15 protein-coding genes are annotated in these 17,541 nt (G+C 73.3%); 7 read left to right on the top strand and 8 right to left on the bottom strand.

All coding sequences use genetic code 11. The features are described 5' to 3' along the window. Positions 1-113: 113 nt before the first annotated feature. From galK to galT, 3 genes are all read right to left on the bottom strand, one after another. Positions 114-1,466 carry a galactokinase gene (gene galK / locus ABD284_RS17245; protein ID WP_344144600.1) on the bottom strand — a complete coding sequence of 451 codons (1,353 nt, stop codon included), beginning with the start codon at positions 1,464-1,466 and terminating at the stop codon, positions 114-116. 95 nt (positions 1,467-1,561) lie between these two features. Further along, positions 1,562-2,542 (bottom strand): UDP-glucose 4-epimerase GalE, encoded by a 981-nt coding sequence (galE, locus tag ABD284_RS17240; protein WP_344144598.1) that lies wholly within the window; start codon positions 2,540-2,542, stop codon positions 1,562-1,564. Between the two features lie 9 nt (positions 2,543-2,551). Continuing rightward, positions 2,552-3,697 (bottom strand): galactose-1-phosphate uridylyltransferase, encoded by a 1,146-nt coding sequence (galT, locus tag ABD284_RS17235; protein WP_344144644.1) that lies wholly within the window; start codon positions 3,695-3,697, stop codon positions 2,552-2,554. A 276-nt stretch (positions 3,698-3,973) separates the two neighbouring features. Here galT and ABD284_RS17230 point away from each other — a divergent pair, with 276 nt between their 5' ends. The 5 genes from ABD284_RS17230 to ABD284_RS17210 all read left to right on the top strand — a co-directional run bounded on the left by ABD284_RS17230 (position 3,974) and on the right by ABD284_RS17210 (position 10,038). Beyond that, positions 3,974-5,134 carry a YihY/virulence factor BrkB family protein gene (locus tag ABD284_RS17230; protein WP_344144642.1) on the top strand — a complete coding sequence of 387 codons (1,161 nt, stop codon included), beginning with the start codon at positions 3,974-3,976 and terminating at the stop codon, positions 5,132-5,134. Between the two features lie 564 nt (positions 5,135-5,698). Then, complete coding sequence (locus ABD284_RS17225) at positions 5,699-6,949, top strand: glutamate--cysteine ligase (RefSeq protein ID WP_344144597.1); 1,251 nt, start codon at positions 5,699-5,701, stop codon at positions 6,947-6,949. Next, positions 6,936-8,177, top strand: coding sequence for a M20 family metallopeptidase (locus tag ABD284_RS17220; protein ID WP_344144596.1), 1,242 nt, complete (start codon positions 6,936-6,938; stop codon positions 8,175-8,177). The genes ABD284_RS17225 and ABD284_RS17220 overlap by 14 nt, the downstream gene beginning before the upstream one ends. A 107-nt stretch (positions 8,178-8,284) precedes the next feature. Beyond that, a complete protein-coding gene (locus ABD284_RS17215; RefSeq protein ID WP_344144595.1) occupies positions 8,285-9,385 on the top strand; it encodes an adenosine deaminase in 1,101 nt (366 codons plus the stop codon). Continuing rightward, positions 9,382-10,038: a PH domain-containing protein gene (locus tag ABD284_RS17210; RefSeq protein WP_344144593.1), complete on the top strand. Its 657-nt coding sequence runs from the start codon at positions 9,382-9,384 to the stop codon at positions 10,036-10,038. The genes ABD284_RS17215 and ABD284_RS17210 overlap by 4 nt, the downstream gene beginning before the upstream one ends. 466 nt (positions 10,039-10,504) lie before the next feature. Here the strand turns inward: ABD284_RS17210 and ABD284_RS17205 are convergent, their stop codons facing one another. Together ABD284_RS17205 and ABD284_RS17200 are read right to left on the bottom strand one after the other, a co-directional pair. After that, positions 10,505-11,335: a purine-nucleoside phosphorylase gene (locus ABD284_RS17205; protein WP_344144592.1), complete on the bottom strand. Its 831-nt coding sequence runs from the start codon at positions 11,333-11,335 to the stop codon at positions 10,505-10,507. Positions 11,336-11,573: 238 nt separating this feature from the next. Next, on the bottom strand, positions 11,574-12,029 hold the full coding sequence (locus tag ABD284_RS17200; RefSeq protein WP_344144590.1) for a gamma-glutamylcyclotransferase: 456 nt from the start codon (positions 12,027-12,029) through the stop codon (positions 11,574-11,576). Positions 12,030-12,183: 154 nt separating this feature from the next. Between ABD284_RS17200 and ABD284_RS17195 the strand changes: the two genes are divergently transcribed. Continuing rightward, the gene (locus ABD284_RS17195; protein ID WP_344144588.1) at positions 12,184-13,563 is read left to right on the top strand and encodes an NAD(P)H-quinone dehydrogenase; all 1,380 of its coding nucleotides are present in this window, start codon (positions 12,184-12,186) and stop codon (positions 13,561-13,563) included. A 184-nt stretch (positions 13,564-13,747) separates the two neighbouring features. Here ABD284_RS17195 and ABD284_RS17190 read toward each other — a convergent pair whose 3' ends face one another. The 3 genes from ABD284_RS17190 to ABD284_RS25815 all read right to left on the bottom strand — a co-directional run bounded on the left by ABD284_RS17190 (position 13,748) and on the right by ABD284_RS25815 (position 16,944). Next, entirely contained in the window at positions 13,748-14,968 is a 1,221-nt protein-coding gene (locus ABD284_RS17190; RefSeq protein WP_344144586.1) for a chemotaxis protein CheA, read from the bottom strand. Between the two features lie 193 nt (positions 14,969-15,161). Beyond that, positions 15,162-16,652 (bottom strand): dicarboxylate/amino acid:cation symporter, encoded by a 1,491-nt coding sequence (locus ABD284_RS17185; protein WP_344144584.1) that lies wholly within the window; start codon positions 16,650-16,652, stop codon positions 15,162-15,164. A gap of 109 nt (positions 16,653-16,761) precedes the next feature. Continuing rightward, complete coding sequence (locus ABD284_RS25815; protein WP_386698966.1) at positions 16,762-16,944, bottom strand: putative leader peptide; 183 nt, start codon at positions 16,942-16,944, stop codon at positions 16,762-16,764. Between the two features lie 143 nt (positions 16,945-17,087). Here ABD284_RS25815 and ABD284_RS17180 point away from each other — a divergent pair, with 143 nt between their 5' ends. Next, positions 17,088-17,510 (top strand): spore-associated protein A, encoded by a 423-nt coding sequence (locus tag ABD284_RS17180; RefSeq protein ID WP_344144582.1) that lies wholly within the window; start codon positions 17,088-17,090, stop codon positions 17,508-17,510. Positions 17,511-17,541 lie beyond the last annotated feature (31 nt).

Raw genomic sequence — 17,541 nt, 5'->3', positions numbered from 1 at the left:
CTCGGCGGGAGGCCCGCCCCCGGCGCGGCGGAGCCGCGGCGAACCGGTGCGCTCACCCCGGCGGGCCGGGGGCCGCGCACGGCCTCCCGGCCCGCCGGGATCTCGGGGCCGGCTCAGCGGAGGCGGCGGGCTCCCGGCGACGGCAGGGCCGCGCGCAGGGCCGGGGCCTGGAAGCCGTGCCCGGCGAAGGCCTCGGTGACGGCCTTGCCGACCCGGTCCAGGCGGTCCTCGGGCACCAGGGCGATGGCGCTGCCTCCGAAGCCCCCGCCGGTCATCCGGGCACCGCGGGCGCCGACGGCCACCGCGGTCTCCACCGCGAGATCCAGTTCGGGGGTGGAGATCTCGAACTGGTCGCGCATGGAGATGTGCGAGGCGTTGAAGACCGCGCCCAGATCGCCCAGGGCGCCCGCGCGCATCAGGCCGACCGCCGCGTTGACCCGGTGGATCTCGGTGACGACGTGGCGCACCCGGTCCTTGAGGACGGGATCGTCCAGCCGCTCCAGCGCCCACTCCACGTCCTCGACGTCGCGCAGCGCCTCGACGCCCAGTTCCCGTGCCGCGCGGGTGCACTGCTCGTAACGGGCGGCGTAGCCGCCGGTGGTGTCGCTGAGGTTGTGCTCGACGCGGGTGTCGATGATCAGCAACCGCAGCCCGGCCTTCTCCAGGTCGAAGGGGACCTTGCCGGCCGCGCCGCTGCGGCAGTCCAGGTTGAGGGCGTGGCCCTCGGTGCAGCGCAGCGAGGCGCTCTGGTCCAGGATGCCGGTGGGCGCGCCGACGTAGGCGTTCTCGGCGCGGCGGGCGATGACGGCCATCGCGGGCCGGTCCGCGGCCAGGTCCGCGAGCCCGTGCGCATCGGCGAGCGCGAGCAGCACCGCGCACTCCAGCGCGGCGGAGGAGGACAGCGAGGCGCCGACCGGCAGGTCGGAGTCGATCAATATGCGCGCACCGGCCTCGGCGGGCAGGTGCCCGGCCTCGCGGGCCGCCCAGAACACGCCGGCGACGTAGGAGCCCCATCCGCTGACGGGGTCCTCGGGATCGAGGCCGGCGGTGTCGAACCGGACGTGCTCGCCGGGCCGCTGGGCGCTGCGCACCTCGGCCGTGCCGTCGTCGGTGGGCACGAGCGCCAGGGTGACCCCCCACGGCAGCGCGATCGGCAGCACCAGGCCGTCGTTGTAGTCGGTGTGCTCGCCCATCAGGTTGACGCGGCCGGGCGCGCGCCAGACGCCGACGGGCTCGCGGCCGTAGGCCTCGGTGAACGCCGCCGCGACGTCGTCGGTGTCGACGAGGCGCTCGGCGTCCTCACGGGCCGCCTCCTGCGCCGCGGCGGCCTCCTGCCGCGGGCCGTCGCCGCCGGAGGCCTGCGCCTGCCGCTGTGGGGAGGCCCCCGCGGGCGGGGCCGGGGACTCGGCCGCACCCGGTCGGGGGCTGTCTGCGCGCCGGAACGGCGCGAGAAGGCGGTCCAACACGCTTGCTTCTCCTCGCTGACTGAGCGGGCGCCGCACCCGGCCGCGTCCGCTGCGTTGGTCTGACGGGTCGGCGCCGCCCGGCGCCGTCGCGCGGCTCAGCCGGCCGCGGTTTCGGCGGCCCGGGTGCGGGTGTGGAAGTCCCAGGCGTCGGCGACGATGCGGCGCAGCTCCGGCCGCTGCGGGGTCCAGCCCAGGTCGCGCTGCGCGCTCCGGCTGGACGCGACCAGGACGGCCGGGTCGCCCGGGCGGCGATCGGCGGCGACCGCGGGGATCGGGTGCCCGGTGACCTCGCGGCAGACGTCGATGACCTGGCGCACGGTGAAGCCCGTGCCGTTGCCCAGGTTGAAGACGCGGTGCTCGCCGGACCGGCAGGAGGCCAGCGCGAGCAGGTGGGCCTCGGCGAGGTCGGCGACGTGGATGTAGTCGCGCACGCAGGTGCCGTCGGCGGTGGGGTAGTCCTCGCCGTAGACGGAGACGGACTCGCGCAGGCCCAGCGCCACCTGCAGCACGATCGGGATCAGGTGCGTCTCGGGGGCGTGCCGCTCGCCCAGGCCCTCGTAGGCGCCGGCCACGTTGAAGTAGCGCAGGCTCACGGCGCCGATACCGTGCAGGCGCGCGAACTCGGTCAGCGCGGTGTCGATGGCGGCCTTGGTCGCGCCGTAGGGGTTGCCGGGGCGCACCGCGGCGTCCTCGGGGATCGGCGAGGACTCGGGCTCGCCGTAGACGGCGGCGGTGGAGGAGAAGACGATCCGTCCGACGCCGTGGACGCGCATGGCGTCCAGCAGGGCCAGCGTGCAGCCGACGTTGCCGTCCCAGTAGCGCTCGGGGTGGGACACCGACTCGGGCACCACCGAGCGTGCGGCGAAGTGCAGGACGGCCTCGATGCGGTGGTCGGCGAGGACCTCGGAGGCGCGTTCGCGGATGCCGCCCTCGACGAAGCGGCAGTTCTCGGGCACGGCTTCGCGGTGGCCGGTGGAGAGGTCGTCGAGCACCGACACCTCGTGTCCGGCCTCGAGCAGTTGCGCGGCGACGACGCTGCCGATGTAGCCGGCGCCTCCGGTGACCAGGACTCTCAAGGCTGCTCCTTAGCTCTCGGTGGGACGCGCCGCCGCCCGTGCGGGCAGCGCTGCGCGGATACGCTCGGCGGCGTCCTCGGGGGCGACGTCGTTGATCCACGCCGCCATGCCCGACTCGGACCCCGCGAGGTACTTCAGTTTCCCAGGGGCTCGGCGCAGCGTGAACAACTGCAGATGCAGCGCGAACTCGGCGTCGGGGGTGCCCTCGGCCTCCACGGGCGCCTGGTGCCAGGCCGAGATGTAGGGCGTGGGCGGGTCGGTGCCCTCGTCGGGCTGGGGGAACAGGGCGTCGAAGGCGCGCAGCAGGTCGAGGTAGATGCGGGCGAGCTCGTCGCGCTGGGCCTCGTCCAGCCGGGCGAGCGTGGGCACGCGCCGCAGCGGGAACAGCCGGACCTCGTAGGGCCAGCGGGCCGCAGCGGGCACGAAGGCGGTCCAGTGCTCGCCTTCGGCCACGACGCGGGTGCGGGCGCTGCGCTCGTCGGCGACCACGGAGTCGAAGAGGTTGGCGCCGGTGGACTCGCGGTGCTTGCGGGCGGCCTCGGTCATGGCCCGGATGCGCGGGGGCACGAACGGATAGCCGTAGATCTGGCCGTGGGGGTGCTGCAGGGTCACCCCGATCTCGATCCCGCGGTTCTCGAACGGGTAGACGTGGGCGACATCGGGGCGGGCGCCGAGCGCCTCGGTCCGGTCGGCCCAGGCCTCGATGACGGTGCGTGCGCGCTCGGGTGAGAGGTCGCCGAAGGAGGCCGAGTGGTCGGAGGTGAAGCACACGACCTCGCAGCGGCCGGCTCCAGGGCGGGCTGCGAGCGCCGGGTCGCCGTCCGCGGCGCCCGGCTCCTCGGACGCCGGTGCCAGGGACGGGAAGCGGTTCTCGAAGACGACGACGTCGTAGTCGCCCGCCGGGATCTCGCTGAGCCGGTCGCCCCGCGTGGGGTCGAGGGGGCACTCGTCGGGCGGCGGCAGGAACGTGCGGTTCTGCCGGTGCGCCGCCAGGGCCACCCACTCGTCGAGCAGGGGGTCGTAGCGCAGCTGGGATCCGGTGGAGAACGGCGGCAGCGGCCTGCGGTCGGCGACGGCGGCCCGCCCGGTGTCGGGGGACTCGTCGTAGTAGATGATCTCGCGTCCGTCAGCGAGGCGGCCGGTCGATCGAAAAATCTGTCGAGTTCGCACAAGATCAGTCTAGATGATGCGCCTGCCGACGCCAGTGGACCGGTAATGACTTATTTTGATCGGTTTGGTTTCGGAATGTCGAAGATGCGGTCGCCGTCCGTCACACCGCCGGCCGCGAAGCGCGCGGGGCCAGGGTGTGCCGACTTCGCCGCCGGGCAGGACGTTGGCTACGGTCGGCGTGGCGCAGGCTGACGCGGCGCCGGGCCCGGCGGGCCCGGCGGGGACCCGAAGCGGCGGTGCGCAGGAGAGGGGGCGGTGCCGATGGCCGCGACGGCGGCGGTGAAGGACCGGGTCCGGCGCTACCGCAACCTCGCCATGGAGGCCTACTGGTCGGTGCGCCGGCGCCGCCCCTCCGCGGACCACGCCGTGCGCGCCTACGAGCGCTACTCCGGCAGCGAGGGCAACCGGCTGGCGGCAGGGGTCACCTACTACGCCTTCCTCTCGTTCTTCCCGCTGCTGGCGCTCGCCTTCGCCGCGGTGGGCCAGGCGGCCGCCGTCGAGCCCGACGCCCGCGACTACCTCGACCAGGCGCTGCGCGAGGCGCTGCCCGGACTGGCCGACGGGCTGCCGGTGGACCGGATCGCCGAGGCGCGCACCGGCGCGGGCGTCATCGGCCTGCTCGGCCTGCTGTACGCCGGCGTCGGCGCGGTGGACGCGGTGCGCGGGGCCCTGCGCCGGGTGTGGCTGAACGACACCGGCGACGGCCCCAACTTCGCCGTCGCCAAGCTGACCGACGTCGCGGTGATGGCGGTGCTGGGAGTGTGCCTGCTCGGCTCGGTCGCGCTGACCAGCGTCGCCCAGGCGGCCACGCACTGGCTGCTGGGGTTCGTCCAGTTGCGGGACTCGCTGCTGGCGGTGGGCGCGACCCGCGTGCTGGGGGCGGCGATCGCGGTGGCCGTCGACACGGTCATCTTCCTGGTGGTCTTCTCCCGCCTGTCGGGCACGCGGCGCCCGCTGCGCCTGCTGTGGCAGGGGGCCCTGCTGACCGCCGTCGGCTTCGAGATCCTCAAGGCCGCCGCCGCTCTGCTGATCAGCGGCACGCTGAGCAACCCGGTCTACGCGTCCTTCGCCGTGACCGTGGGACTGCTGGTGTGGATCAACCTGGTCATGCGGATGCTGCTGCTGGGCGCCTCCTGGACCGCGACCTGGCTGCCGGTGCCGCCGCCCTACGAGGGGGCGGTCCCCTCGGGGCTGCCGATCGGGCTGACTGACGACGAGCCCGCCCGCACGGCCGTTCGCCAGGACCTGGGGCCGTCGGCGGCCACGCTGCCGGCGCGCCCCACGCGCGCGCAGATGGAGCGATCGCGCAGGCTGGACCGCCGCAGGCGCATAGGCGGCGCGCTGCGCCACCTGGTGCTGCCGGCGGCGCTCGCCGCCGGGGCGGCGGCAGTGGTCGCCTGGCTGCGCCGCCGCCGCGGCTGAGGGCCGCGACCGAGCGGCGCGGTCGAGCGGCGGGCGGAAGCGGTTCCCGGCGGGTCCCACTCATCGGGAGAAACCACTGATCGGCGGGACGTTCGCGACATTTCGTTCTTCAGTGCCCGTTACTGTTTACATTTCGCAAAGCTAATCTGTTGTCGAGGTCACGTATCGGTTACTTCGGGCTACTCTTCCCCGTTGTTGTGTAGCGTGATCATGGAGCGCGGAGAACGGCGCGCCCGACGTCGCGGCCTGCGAACCCGCGCGTCGGCGCCCCGATCGCCGCACGCGCGCGCCGCGTGGGCGGCCGCCGCGCACCGGTCGGCGGGGGCGGGGCGCACGCCCCGACCGCATCCGGCCGGGCCCCGCGCGGCACCGGTCCACGTCCGGCTCCGACCCGGTGCAGCGCCGCCCGTCGCGGGCGCGCGCCGCTCATCCGAACGCAACGCCGCCCGAACCGCCGATGAACGGACCCCGTATGACACGCACTGCCGAAGCGGGCGACGCCTCGCCTAAGGTGCGGTCAGCGTCGGTGCCCGAGCCGGCCGGACGACAGTGCGGAGGTTGACCGTGGCCATCGAATTCAACGACTCCCAGCGCTCCACCCTCGGTGTGGAGTGGGAGCTCCAGCTTGTCGACGTGCACACCCGCCACCTTCGCCAAGAGGCCCAGCAGGTCCTCGGCGAGCTTCCCGACCTCAGCGAGACACCGGACAGCCCGCCCCTGCGCCACGAGCTGATGCAGTGCACAGTCGAAGTCGTCACCGGCGTCTGCGAGACCGTCGAGGAGGCCCGCTCCGACCTGGCCGGCAGCATCGAGCGGCTCGGCTCGGTGCTGGAGGCGCGCGAGGCCGCGCTGATGTGCGCCGGCACCCACCCGCTGGACGACTGGCGCGACCAGACGCTCTCACCGGTCCAGCGCTACGGCGAGCTCATCGACGAGATGCAGTGGCTGGCCCGCCGCATCCTCACCTTCGGCGTGCACGTCCACGTCGGGGTGCGCTCCCGCGAGAAGGCCATCCCGATCGTCAACGCGCTCGCCAACTACCTTCCGCACTTCCTGGCCCTGACCGCCTCCAGCCCGTTCTGGAGCGGCCACGACACCGGGCTCGCCTCCAGCCGGTCGATCATCTTCGGCGCCCTTCCCACCGCGGGGCCGCCGCCGCGCCTTGAGCACTGGAAGGCGTTCGAGGAATATATGGAAACCCTGCTCCGCGCGGGGACCATATCCAGTATCAAGGAAGTCTGGTGGGACGTCCGCCCGCATCCCGATTTCGGCACGATCGAGATCCGGATGTTCGACGGGATTCCCACGCTGCGCGAGGTCGGCATGGCCGCCGCGTTGTCCCAGAGCCTCGTCCGGCTGTTCGACCAGCAGCTCGACCGCGGCTACGGGCTTCCCAGTCCGCCCACATGGGTGGTCAACGACAACAAATGGCGGGCCACCCGCTACGGCCTGGACGCCCGGATCATCACCGACGACCGAGGGCGCACGGCGCCACTGCGCGACGACCTGTACGAGCTCCTGCGTGAGCTCGAACCGGTCGCGGCGCGGCTGGGGTGCGCCGACGACCTCGACGTGGTCTCGGAGATCCTCGACAAGGGCGCGTCCTACGAGCGTCAACGTGCCGTCATCGACCAGGGCGGCACCCTGAACGACGTCGTGGACTCACTGGTGGCGGAGTTTCGCGCCGACGTCTTCCCGACGGCGGCTCCCTCCGCGAACGCGCCGAGCTCGGCCACCGGACATCAGGCGGCGGGCGGCGGCACCGGCACCGACTATGTGACGAAGAACAGGGGGCCATCCCATGCAGGGGCGTGACCTGCGGGAGCAACTGAACGCATTCCTGGCTCGCCACGAGCGCGAGTTCATCGAATTCCGGCGCGATCTGCACATGCATCCCGAACTCGCCTTCGCCGAGCACCGCACGACACAGCGGCTCGCCGATCGGCTGCGCGGAATCGGGCTCACTCCCGAGCCCCTCCCGCACACGACCGGGCTCGTCTGCGACATCGGCGCCGGCGACGGCCCCACCGTCGCACTGCGCGCCGACATCGACGCGCTCCCCCTCACAGACGAGAAGGACGTGCCCTACCGCTCGACGGTGCCCGGCGCGGCCCACGCCTGCGGCCACGACGTGCACACCACCGTGCTGATGGCGACGGGCCTGTTCCTGGCCCAGCAGGCCCGGGCCGGCGCGCTGCCGGGCCGGGTGCGGCTGCTGTTCCAGCCCGCCGAGGAGCTGCCCGGCGGTGCGCGCGAGGTGATCGAGGCGGGCGGCATCGACGGCGTCGACCGCGTCTTCGCCCTGCACTGCGACCCGCGGCTGCTCACCGGCCAGGTAGGGCTGCGCACCGGCGCCATCACCGCCGCCTGCGACCAGGTGATGGTGCGGCTCTCGGGTGCCGGCGGGCACACCGCGCGGCCGCATCTGACCTCCGACCTGGTCTACGCGCTGGGCAAGGTCGTCACCGAGCTGCCGGCCGCCCTCTCGCGCCGCGTCGACCCGCGCGCCGGGTTCAGCCTCGTCTGGGGCCGCGTCAGCGCGGGGTCGGCGCCCAACGCCATCCCCGACGACGGCGTCGTCGAGGGGACCGTGCGCTGCCTGGACGACGACGCCTGGCACGGCGCGCCCGACCTCATCCGCGAACTGGTCGACTCGGTGGTCGCCGGCTACGGCGCCCGCGCCGAGGTGGACTACCGCCGCGGCGTGCCGCCCACCGTCAACGAGTCCAGCAGCGTGCGGATGCTGCAGGACGCCTGCACCCAGGCGCTGGGCCCCGGGGCCGTGGCCGACACGCCGCAGAGCCTGGGCGGTGAGGACTTCGCCTGGTATCTGGAGCACGTGCCGGGCGCCCTCGCCCGACTGGGTACGCACTCGCCGCAGTCGGGCTCGCCGATGGCCGACCTGCACCGCGGCACCTTCGACGTCGACGAGCGCGCCATCGGTGTGGGCGTGCAGCTGATGTCGGCCACCGCCCTGACGGCGCTGTGGGAGTGCGCCCGCGCCGCCGGCGGCGACCCGGTGCAGGACGCTGCGCTGGCTTGAGGCGCGTCCGGCGCCCGGGCCCTCCCGCGGGGCCCTGCCCGCCGCGCTGACCGGCCGCGCGGCGGCGCAGCGTCCGGGCAGGCCGCGACGGGTGGCATCCTGAATCCATGAGCCACCCGTTGACCCTGGACGACATCCGGCGCGCCCCCAAGGTGCTGCTGCACGACCACCTCGACGGCGGGCTGCGCCCGGAGACCGTCGTCGAGCTGGCAAAGGCCGCCGGCTACACCGGACTGCCCGCATCCGACGCGGCCGAGCTCGGGGCGTGGTTCCGCGACGCCTCGGACTCCGGCGCACTGGAGCGGTATCTGGAGACGTTCTCGCACACCGTCGCGGTGATGCAGACCCGCGAGGCCCTGGAGCGGGTCGCGGCCGAGTGCGCCGAGGACCTGGCCGCCGACGGCGTCGTCTACGCCGAGGTGCGCTACGCGCCCGAGCTGCACCTGGAGCAGGGCCTGTCGCTGGACGAGGTCGTCGAGGCCGTTCTGGAGGGGTTCCGGACCGGCCAGGAGCGCGCCGCCGCCGCGGGACGGCCCATCATCGTGGGCACCCTGCTGACGGCGATGCGCCACGCCGCACGGTCCCTGGAGATCGCCGAGCTCGCGGTGCGCTATCGCGACGTGGGGGTTGTCGGCTTCGACATCGCCGGCGCCGAGGCCGGGCACCCGCCGACCCGCCACCTGGACGCCTTCGAGTACATGCGCCGGGAGAACGCCCACTTCACCATCCACGCCGGCGAGGCGTTCGGGCTGCCGTCGATCTGGGAGGCGCTGCAGTGGTGCGGCGCCGACCGGCTGGGCCACGGGGTCCGCATCGTCGACGACGTGCAGCGCCCGGACGCCGACGGCAAAGTCGAGATGGGCCGCCTGGCCCAGTACGTGCGCGACCAGCGCGTCCCGCTGGAGATGTGCCCCAGCTCCAACGTGCAGACGGGCGCGGCCCCCTCCATTGCCGAGCACCCGATCGGCATGCTGCGCGACCTGCGGTTCCGGGTGACGGTCAACACCGACAACCGGCTGCAGAGCGGCACGACCCTGTCGGAGGAGTTCGCCAAGCTCTCCGCCGCGTTCGGCTACGGCTGGGACGACCTGCAGTGGTTCACCGTCAACGCGATGAAGTCCGCGTTCCTGCCGTTCGACGAGCGCCTGTCGCTGATCAACGGGCGGATCAAGCCCGGCTTCGCCCAACTGAAGTGGGCCACCGGATGAAGCCGCTGATCTCGCCCGCGGGGCGCGTGCTGGGCTGGGGCTGGGTCGCCGTGGTCGCGCTGCTGCTGTTCGACCTCGCGCTGCGCGGCAGCGGCGCCTCCAGCCTGGTGGCCGGGGCGGTGCTGCTGATCACCGCAGGCGTGGCCTACGTGCTGTGGCTGCGGCCGCGGGTGGTGCCCACCGCCGAGGGCGTGCGGCTGGTGAACCCGCTGCGCGACACCTTCGTGCCGTGGTCGGCGTTCACCTGGGCCGACGTGACCGACGTGCTGCGGGTCCACGCAGGCGAGCGGGTCTTCCGCTCCTGGCCGCTGCGGGAGAGCCGGCGCACCAAGGTGCGCGAGAACCTGCGCCGGGCCGGCGACGGCCCGGCGCCGCTCCTGGATACCGGAACCGGCGCCGACCCCCGCTCGATGCGCCCCGTCGACCTGGCGGCGCGGCGGCTGCGCGAGGAGGCCGAGCGCCGCAGGGCCGACCCGGCGAACCGGGCCGCGGCCGCAGCCGGCGCCGCTGACGGCCCCGGGCAGGCGGAGCCCGCCGATCCCGAGGACGAGGGAGCCGCCCCGCACGAGCCGACCACTGTCTGGGCGCCCGACGCCCTGGCGGCGCTCGGCGCGCCGGTCTTCCTGCTGGCCGTGGTCCTGTTGCTGGTCTGAGTGGCGCGCGGGCCCGCGCGCCGCGTCCGGCCGGACGCGGCGCCGGGGCTTGACCACCACCCCGATTCCTGGTTAGGTAAGGCATGCCTAATCGTTGGGCGGTGCGGTGGACCACGCGGATTCGCGCCGTCCCGCTGACTAGGCGGCATGGGTCAACTGAATAGGGAAGCGCCGCCGGCACGGATCGCCACCCGTGTCGCTGCGCGGACGGCCGGCCGGGTGGCCGGGCGGCCGCGTACCCGGCGGCGCGACGCATCACCGAAGAATGCGGCGGGGGCTCGCCACGGGGTCTGCGGGGACCTCGCTCCGCGCCGCAGGACACATGTGCGCGGCGTTCGTGTGAGCGTTCGGTGCGGCGCGGCGCACGGCGCCGCCGCCCGGCGCGCGGGCGATGCCCGCCGCGCGCACGCGGCAGGCGGGCTCGTGGGGCCCCGTGCCAAGGCGGCCCGTGCGGCCTGCGGCGGCGTCAGGCCTGCGAGATCGTCTCGTGGAGGAGCTCGCCCAGGCGCTTCGTACGCCGCTGGATGACCTCCAGCGCCTTGAGCGAGTCGAACGGCTCGAAGACCGCGCCGATGGCGTCGTTGCTGACCACCGACAGCCCGAGGACCTCGGCGCCCATCTCCACGGCGGCGATGGTCTCCAGTGCGAACGAGCGCCCCACCAGGTCGGCACCCGCCACCCGCAGCATCGCCAGCTCCGCCGGGGTCTGGAACTGCGGACCCAGCAGCGAGGCGTAGACGCCCTCGGCCAGCGACGGGGCCACCTCGCGGGCCAGGGAGCGCAGCCGCGGGCTGTAGGCCTCGGTCAGGTCCACGAAGTCCGGACCCGCCAGCGGCGAGGCCGAGGTCAGGTTGATGTGGTCGCGCACGACGATCGGCTGGCCCACCGAGAAGTCGGCGCGCAGCGACCCGGCCGCTCCCGTGATAACCACGATCGACGCACCGGCCGCGATGCCCGTGCGCACCGCGTGGACGATCCGCATCGGATCGTGCTCCTCGTAGAGGTGGGTGCGGCCGCTGAACACGGCGACACGCTTGTCACCCGCCCAGGCGCTGCGCACGGTGGAGCCGTGGCCCGCCGCGGTGGGCGCGACGAACCCCGGCAGATCGGTCACGTCCAGCTCGATGTCGGCGGTGCCGAGCGTGTCGGCCGCGCCCGCCCATCCCGAGCCGAGGATGACCATCGCGTCGAAGGAGTCGGTACCGGTGCGGGACTTGAGTTCGTTCGCCGCCTGCACGGCCCGTTCCTTGGCCTGGGCGGTCCCGGTCGTTAGGCGCACTTGCGTGGATTCGCTCACATCTCCGGAGAGTACCCCTGTGTAGTCGAACAGTTCCGGAACGCAACGCAGCGTGTTCCATATCGCCCGGAACCGGCGCGACCTGCTATTCCTGCTCGCCGATCCACGCGCGCACCGCGCGGCGGGCGCGGAGTCCGGCGCCGCGACGAGTAAGGGCGGTGCCCGGAGGGGGCGGGCGCCCGGACGATCCATCCGGGCGCGTCTTTCGGCGGCGGACCGCCCGGCGGCGGCCGGCCGGTCACGAGCGGGAGGGCGTACAGGGCCGCGAGCGCAGCTCCTCCGGATAGAACGGGGGAGCCCCCGCCTTCTCGGCGGCGTCGGCGAGCATCGCGAGGTACAGCGCGGACGGCAGCCCGCCCTCGTAGTCGTCGAGCACGTGGGTCCAGGCGGCGGCCTCGCCTTCGAGCAGGGTGCTCGCGCGGACCCGCACGCGCGTGTAGATGCCGAAACCGGCGCCCGCGCAGGCGTCGACGTGGGCTTCGTCGCATTCGGGGACGTCGTAGAGGGCGACGAAGACGCTTGCGCCGCCCTGCTCGACGATGGTGGCCAGTGCGCCGCCCCACGGGCCGGACTCGCCCCCGAACGTCAGCCGCCAGCCGTCCAGCCAGCCGGTGGTCCACAGGGGCGAACTGGGAGCCCGCACCGCCATCTGGTCGGGATCGAGGTTGCAGCCGTAAGCGGCGTAGAGAGCCACGGCGCCATCGTAAGCACGCCCGCTCGCCCCCGTTGCGAATTCCGCCGCCCGGCATGGCGGACAATGGGTAGACGGCAGAGCAGAGACGTTCCAGGCGGCGGCCCCCGAGGCAGCGGCGCTTCGACGCGCGCCGGCCGGAAGGAGTGAAGCAGACGTGACCAAGGTCGTGATCATCGGTGGCGGCCCGGGGGGCTATGAGGCGGCGCTCGTCGCCGTCCAACTCGGTGCGGACGTGACGATCGTGGACCGCGACGGGATCGGCGGCGCCTGCGTCCTGACCGACTGCGTCCCCTCCAAGACCCTGATCGCGACGTCGGTGCGCTCCACCTATGTCCGGGAGGCCGCGAGGCTGGGGATCGACGTCGCCGAGAGCGACGGCCGGCCCGGTGTGTCGGTCGACCTCACCACCGTCAACGCCCGCGTGAAGCGGCTGGCCCAGGCGCAGTCCGACGACACGGCCGCGCGCGTGGTCAAGGAGGGCGTCGAGGTGATCCCGGGCGAGGCCCGCCTGGTCGACCCCCGGATCGTCGCCGTGGGCGACCGCCGCATCCACGCCGACGTGGTCCTGGTGGCAACCGGGGCCCACCCGCGCGAGCTGCCCTCGGCCAGGCCCGACGGCGAGCGCATCCTGACCTGGCGCCACCTCTACGACCTGGACCGCCTGCCGGAGAAGCTGATCGTGGTGGGCTCGGGCGTCACCGGCGCCGAGTTCGCCAACGCCTACCAGGGGCTGGGCTCCGAGGTCACGCTGGTGTCCTCCCGCGAGCGCGTGATGCCCACCCAGGACGCCGACGCCGCCGAGGTGCTGGAGGGCGTCTTCCGCCGCCTGGGCATGACGGTTCTGAGCAAGACCCGCGCCGAGTCGGTCACCAACACCGGCGACGGCGTGCTGGTGACCCTCTCCGACGGCCGCACCGTCGAGGGCAGCCACTGCCTGATGACGGTGGGCATGATCCCCAACACGGCCGACCTCGGGCTGGAGGAGATCGGCGTCCGGCTGGACGACGGCGGGTTCGTCCAGGTCGACCGGGTCTCGCGCACCTCCACGTCGGGCGTCTACGCCGCCGGCGACTGCACCGGCGTGAACATGCTGGCCTCGGTTGCGGCGATGCAGGGCCGCATCGCGATGTGGCACGCGCTGGGCGAGGCGGTGTCGCCGCTGAAGCTCTCCACCGTGGCCTCGACCGTGTTCACCCACCCCGAACTGGCCTCGGTGGGCGCCACCGAGGGCGACGTGCGCAGCGGGCGGATCGACGCGCGGGTGGTCAACCTGCCGCTGGACACCAACCCGCGCGCGAAGATGACCAACAGCAAGGACGGGTTCGTCAAGCTGATCTGCCGCCAGCACACGGGCATCGTGATGGGCGGAGTCATCGTCGGTCCGCGCGCCAGCGAGCTGATCCTGGCGGTGTCGGTGGCGGTCCAGCAGCGGCTCACGGTCGACGACCTCGCGCACACCTTCGCGGTCTACCCGTCGCTGTCGGGCAGCGTCACCGAGGCGGCGCGCTCGCTGATGCAGGCCTCGCCCGAGTAGCCCGCCGCCGCGCCCGCGGCGCGGCACGCTCCCGCTACCTGCGCGCCCGCGTCGGCGCGGGCCGCCGGGCGCGCCCGCCCGGCCGCGCGGAACGCGGACCGGGGCGGTGCCCACGACAGGAAACGGCCCCGGCATGCAGCCGGGGCCGTCGTCGTCGGAAGGACGCGAGTGCGGTGCCGGAGGGCTAGAAGTCGAAGCCCCCGAAGTCGCCTCCGCCGAAGCCGCCGAAGTCGCCGCCTCCGCCGAAGTCGCCTCCACCCATGTCGCCGCCGCCCATGTCACCCATGCCGGCGCCCATCATGCCTCCGCCCATCATCGACCCCATCATGGAGCCCATCATCATGCCGGTGAACATGCCCATCATCATGTCCATGCCGAAGTAGCCGCCCGCGTAGGGGGCGTAGGCGGGGCCGGCGTCGTAGTAGGGCCGGCGGCGGCCGTCGACCTCGACCAGGCGGACGTCGGGGTCGTGCCCGGAGAGCACGGCCTGCGCGCATGCGGGGCAGGCCGGGACGGACCGGTTGGTGCCGCCCGGGGGAGCCCACAGGACGTCCTGCTGCGACGGCCCGTGCTGCGGGTTGAAGAAGCAGGGCTGGCGCCGCTCGGGCACCGGGTCGCCGCTCATCCGGGCGCGGGTCGCGACCATGTAGTAGCGGCCGTCCTCGAGCGCGTTGGTGACCTGCTGCACCTGGTCGGGCTCGCGGATGGTGTCGAGCGTGGCCTTGGCCCGGTCGTAGGAGTCCATCGCGCGGCTGTAGTCGGTGCGCGTGTCCTCGTCGACCTGGGAGACGTCGATCTCCAGGCGGGCGATGTCCTCGCCCAGCCGGACGACGTCCTCGTTGGCCATCTGCTTGATCTCGGCCAGCTCCTTGGCCTTCTGCTCATCGCGGCGCTTCTTGCCGCGGTAGAGGAAGAACCCGCCGCCGGCCACGGCCAGCACGAGCAGCCCGAGCAGCATGGCGCCGAAGACGCTGGAGGCGGCGTCGGCGGACTGCTGGTCCTCGACGGCGTCGGGCACGGCGACCAGGGTGTCGATCTGGCCCTGGTTCTGCGAGAGCAGCTCCTCCTCAAGCGCCTGGTTCTCCGAGGCGCTCAGCTCGGTGGAGTCGATCACCAGCTCCTGGGAGCCGGCCAGCACCGCGTAGGTGCCGTCGCCGACCTCCGACTGGATGCCGTCGATGTAGTTCTCGACGCTCGCCTCGGAGTTCAACGTGCCCGAGGAGAGGACCACGTAGTACGTCGGGTTCGCCGCGGAGTCGGCGGCGTCGGCCAGCGTGTCCCGTTCGGCCTGAGGCAGCTGGTCTGTCGTGATGTCGGGGTCGATAAAGACGTTGTCGTTCCGCAGTGCGTCGACGACCTCGCCGGACGCCGGAACGGTGTCGGCGCTGGCCGGGGCCATCGCCATAGCGGACAACCCTGCTGCGAGCAGGGCGGGTACTACCAAGCGGCGCAACATGATCGTTCCTCTCGCCTCCCTCACTCACACAAGACGAACAGGGCGGCTGGAAGGTTCCCGCGCAAGCGGCGTGTCGGTTCCAAGACTACGGGCGGCCCGCCGCTGCGGCGGGCCGCCCGTACGGTGGGTTCCGGAGGTCGGGTCAGGTGCCTGTGCCAATGCCGGTGCTGGACCCGCCGACCGGCGCGGCCGGGCGCTCGGCGCCGGAGCCCTCCTGCTCGCCGCCGGTGCCGTCCGCGGCGCTGCGGGCCCCGTCTTCGTCGGCGCGCTCGCCGCCGGCGGCCGTCTCCCGCCCGCTGTCGGGCCCGCTGTCGGGGGCGACGAAGCCGTCGAGGCCCCGCGGGGCGCGGAAGCGGGCCACGTCCATGATCCGCTCGCGCTTGGCGACCAGCGCGGGCACGAACGCCTGGCCGGCCACGTTCACCGCGGTGCGGCCCATGTCCAGGATCGGGTCGACCGCCAGCAGCAGGCCGACGCCCTCCAGGGGCAGGCCCACCGTCGACAGCGTCAGGGTGAGCATCACCGTCGCGCCGGTGGTGCCGGCCGTTGCGGCCGAGCCGATCACCGAGACGAACACGATGAGCAGGTAGTCGGTCAGGTTCAGCGGCACGCCGTAGAACTGCGAGACGAAGATCGCGGCGATCGCCGGGTAGATCGCGGCGCAGCCGTCCATCTTGGTGGTCGCGCCGAAGGGGACGGCGAAGGCCGCGTAGTGGCGCGGCACGCCGAAGTTGGTCTCGGCCACGCGCTCGGTCACCGGCATGGTGCCCATCGAGGAGCGCGAGACGAACCCGAGCTGCACCGCCGGCCACACGCCGGTGAGGAACTTCAGCGGCGAGAGGCCGTGCACGCGGGCGAGCACCGGGTAGACGACCAGCAGTACCAGCGCGAGACCGACGTAGATCGCCAGCGCGAACCGGCCGAGGGCGCCCACGGTCGTCCAGCCGTAGCTGTAGACGGCGTTGCCCAGCAGGCCGACGGTGCCCAGCGGGGCGAGTCGGATCACCCACCACAGTACCTTCAGCACGACGCTCAGGGCCGAGCGGGTGAAGGCCAGGAACGGCTCGGCGGCCGATCCCACGCGTACCGCCGCGATGCCGAGCGCGATCGCGATGACGATGAGCTGAAGGGCGTTGAAGTCCAGGCCGGTGGTCAGCGCGCCGGCCTCCTCGGAGGTGTCGGCCGTGAGCCCGAGGAAGTTGGCGGGGACCAGGCTCTCCAGGAACGCCAGCCAGGATCCCTGGGAGTCGGCGTCGGGCGCCTGCGCGGCCCCGGCGTCGACGCCGCTGTTCACGCCCGGCCGGAAGAGCAGCCCCAGGCCGATGCCGATGGCCACCGCGATAAGCGCGGTGATGGCGAACCACAGCAGGGTCTGCCCGGCGAGCCGGGCGGCGTTGGTGGTGTTGCGCAGGTTGGCGATGGAGGAGACGACCGCCAGCAGGATCAGCGGGGGCACGATCGTGCGCAGCAGCGTGACGAACGTCGAGCCGATGGTGTCGAGGGTCAGCGCGAGCCAGTTGGGGTCCTCGGCGGTGCCGCCCATCTGGCGGGCGACCACGCCCAGGGCGACGCCGACGACGAGCGCGGCGAGGACTTGGACGGCGAAGGGTATGCGCCTGAGTGCGGATAGCACGGTGTGACTCCTGAGTCAGGACGTGACGGGCGCCCGGCTGATGGCGCAGGCGCCGCGGGGAGATGAGCGCGGCCGGTCGGCCCGCGCTCCGGGAACAGGGCTCGGAGCGTCAGGCCAGGCGACATGCCTGGGAGGCGACGCGGCACAGGTCGATGTGCCGTCGCGCGGTCAGGCACCAAAGGTTCGTCACGAACGAGCACAATGGCGGCCATCGCTGGGTTATTCCCGACCTGGCACGGATTGTCACGCGGATCACACCACGCGTGCCGATGCGTACGGGAGGCCCGCGCATAGCCGATGTGTCCTAACGCACACGCGAGTCTGCGGCCACAGCGGCACTCGCCGCGTCGTAGGTCCCGAATGCGCCGCGACGGGCGGCGCACCGAGCGGACACCGGCCGCCCGTCGGCGGCCGGACCTGGGAACCGGAGACCGAATGAGGACAAGCAGGATCCTGACCCGCGCGGCGGCCGCCGGGCTGGCGCTCGCCGGAGCGATGACGGCCGCGGTGGCCACGGCCGTCCCCGCATCGGCCGCGGCCTACAACGGTGCGTGCGGGGCGGGCCACGTCGTGGTCAACTCCGACAACGTCGGCAGCAAGGGCACGGTGTTCCTCACCTACAACAACAACACCGGTAAGAACTGTGTCATCACGATCCGCAACTACCCCGGCGCGCGGTTGTCGATGAACGCCTACATCGGGCCCTCCGACAGCCCGTACGGCGAGATGATCGTCGACAGCGGCGACTACACCACGTACGCGGGCCCGGTGAAGTGGAGCCTCCCGGGGCGGTGCGTGGACTGGGGCGGCTTCATCGACGGCGCCAGCGGCGGCAAGCGGAACACCAACTGCGGATAAGTCGCCCGCCTGCCTCTTTCGGCTGAGCGGT

It is taken from the genome of Streptomonospora arabica (assembly GCF_039531585.1).
In the GTDB taxonomy this organism is placed as follows: Bacteria; Actinomycetota; Actinomycetes; order Streptosporangiales; family Streptosporangiaceae; genus Streptomonospora; species Streptomonospora halophila.
This window is presented reverse-complemented; position numbering and strand designations above follow the sequence as displayed.

Bases quoted from the DNA above. Each gene is read 5' to 3' on its own strand.
- ABD284_RS17210 (WP_344144593.1), top strand. From the start codon at position 9,382: ATGAAGCCGCTGATCTCGCCCGCGGGGCGCGTGCTGGGCTGGGGCTGG.
- ABD284_RS17190 (WP_344144586.1), bottom strand. From the start codon at position 14,968: ATGGCGATGGCCCCGGCCAGCGCCGACACCGTTCCGGCGTCCGGCGAG.
- ABD284_RS17215 (WP_344144595.1), top strand. From the start codon at position 8,285: ATGAGCCACCCGTTGACCCTGGACGACATCCGGCGCGCCCCCAAGGTG.
- ABD284_RS17220 (WP_344144596.1), top strand. From the start codon at position 6,936: ATGCAGGGGCGTGACCTGCGGGAGCAACTGAACGCATTCCTGGCTCGC.
- ABD284_RS17230 (WP_344144642.1), top strand. From the start codon at position 3,974: ATGGCCGCGACGGCGGCGGTGAAGGACCGGGTCCGGCGCTACCGCAAC.
- ABD284_RS25815 (WP_386698966.1), bottom strand. From the start codon at position 16,944: ATGCGCGGGCCTCCCGTACGCATCGGCACGCGTGGTGTGATCCGCGTG.
- ABD284_RS17180 (WP_344144582.1), top strand. From the start codon at position 17,088: ATGAGGACAAGCAGGATCCTGACCCGCGCGGCGGCCGCCGGGCTGGCG.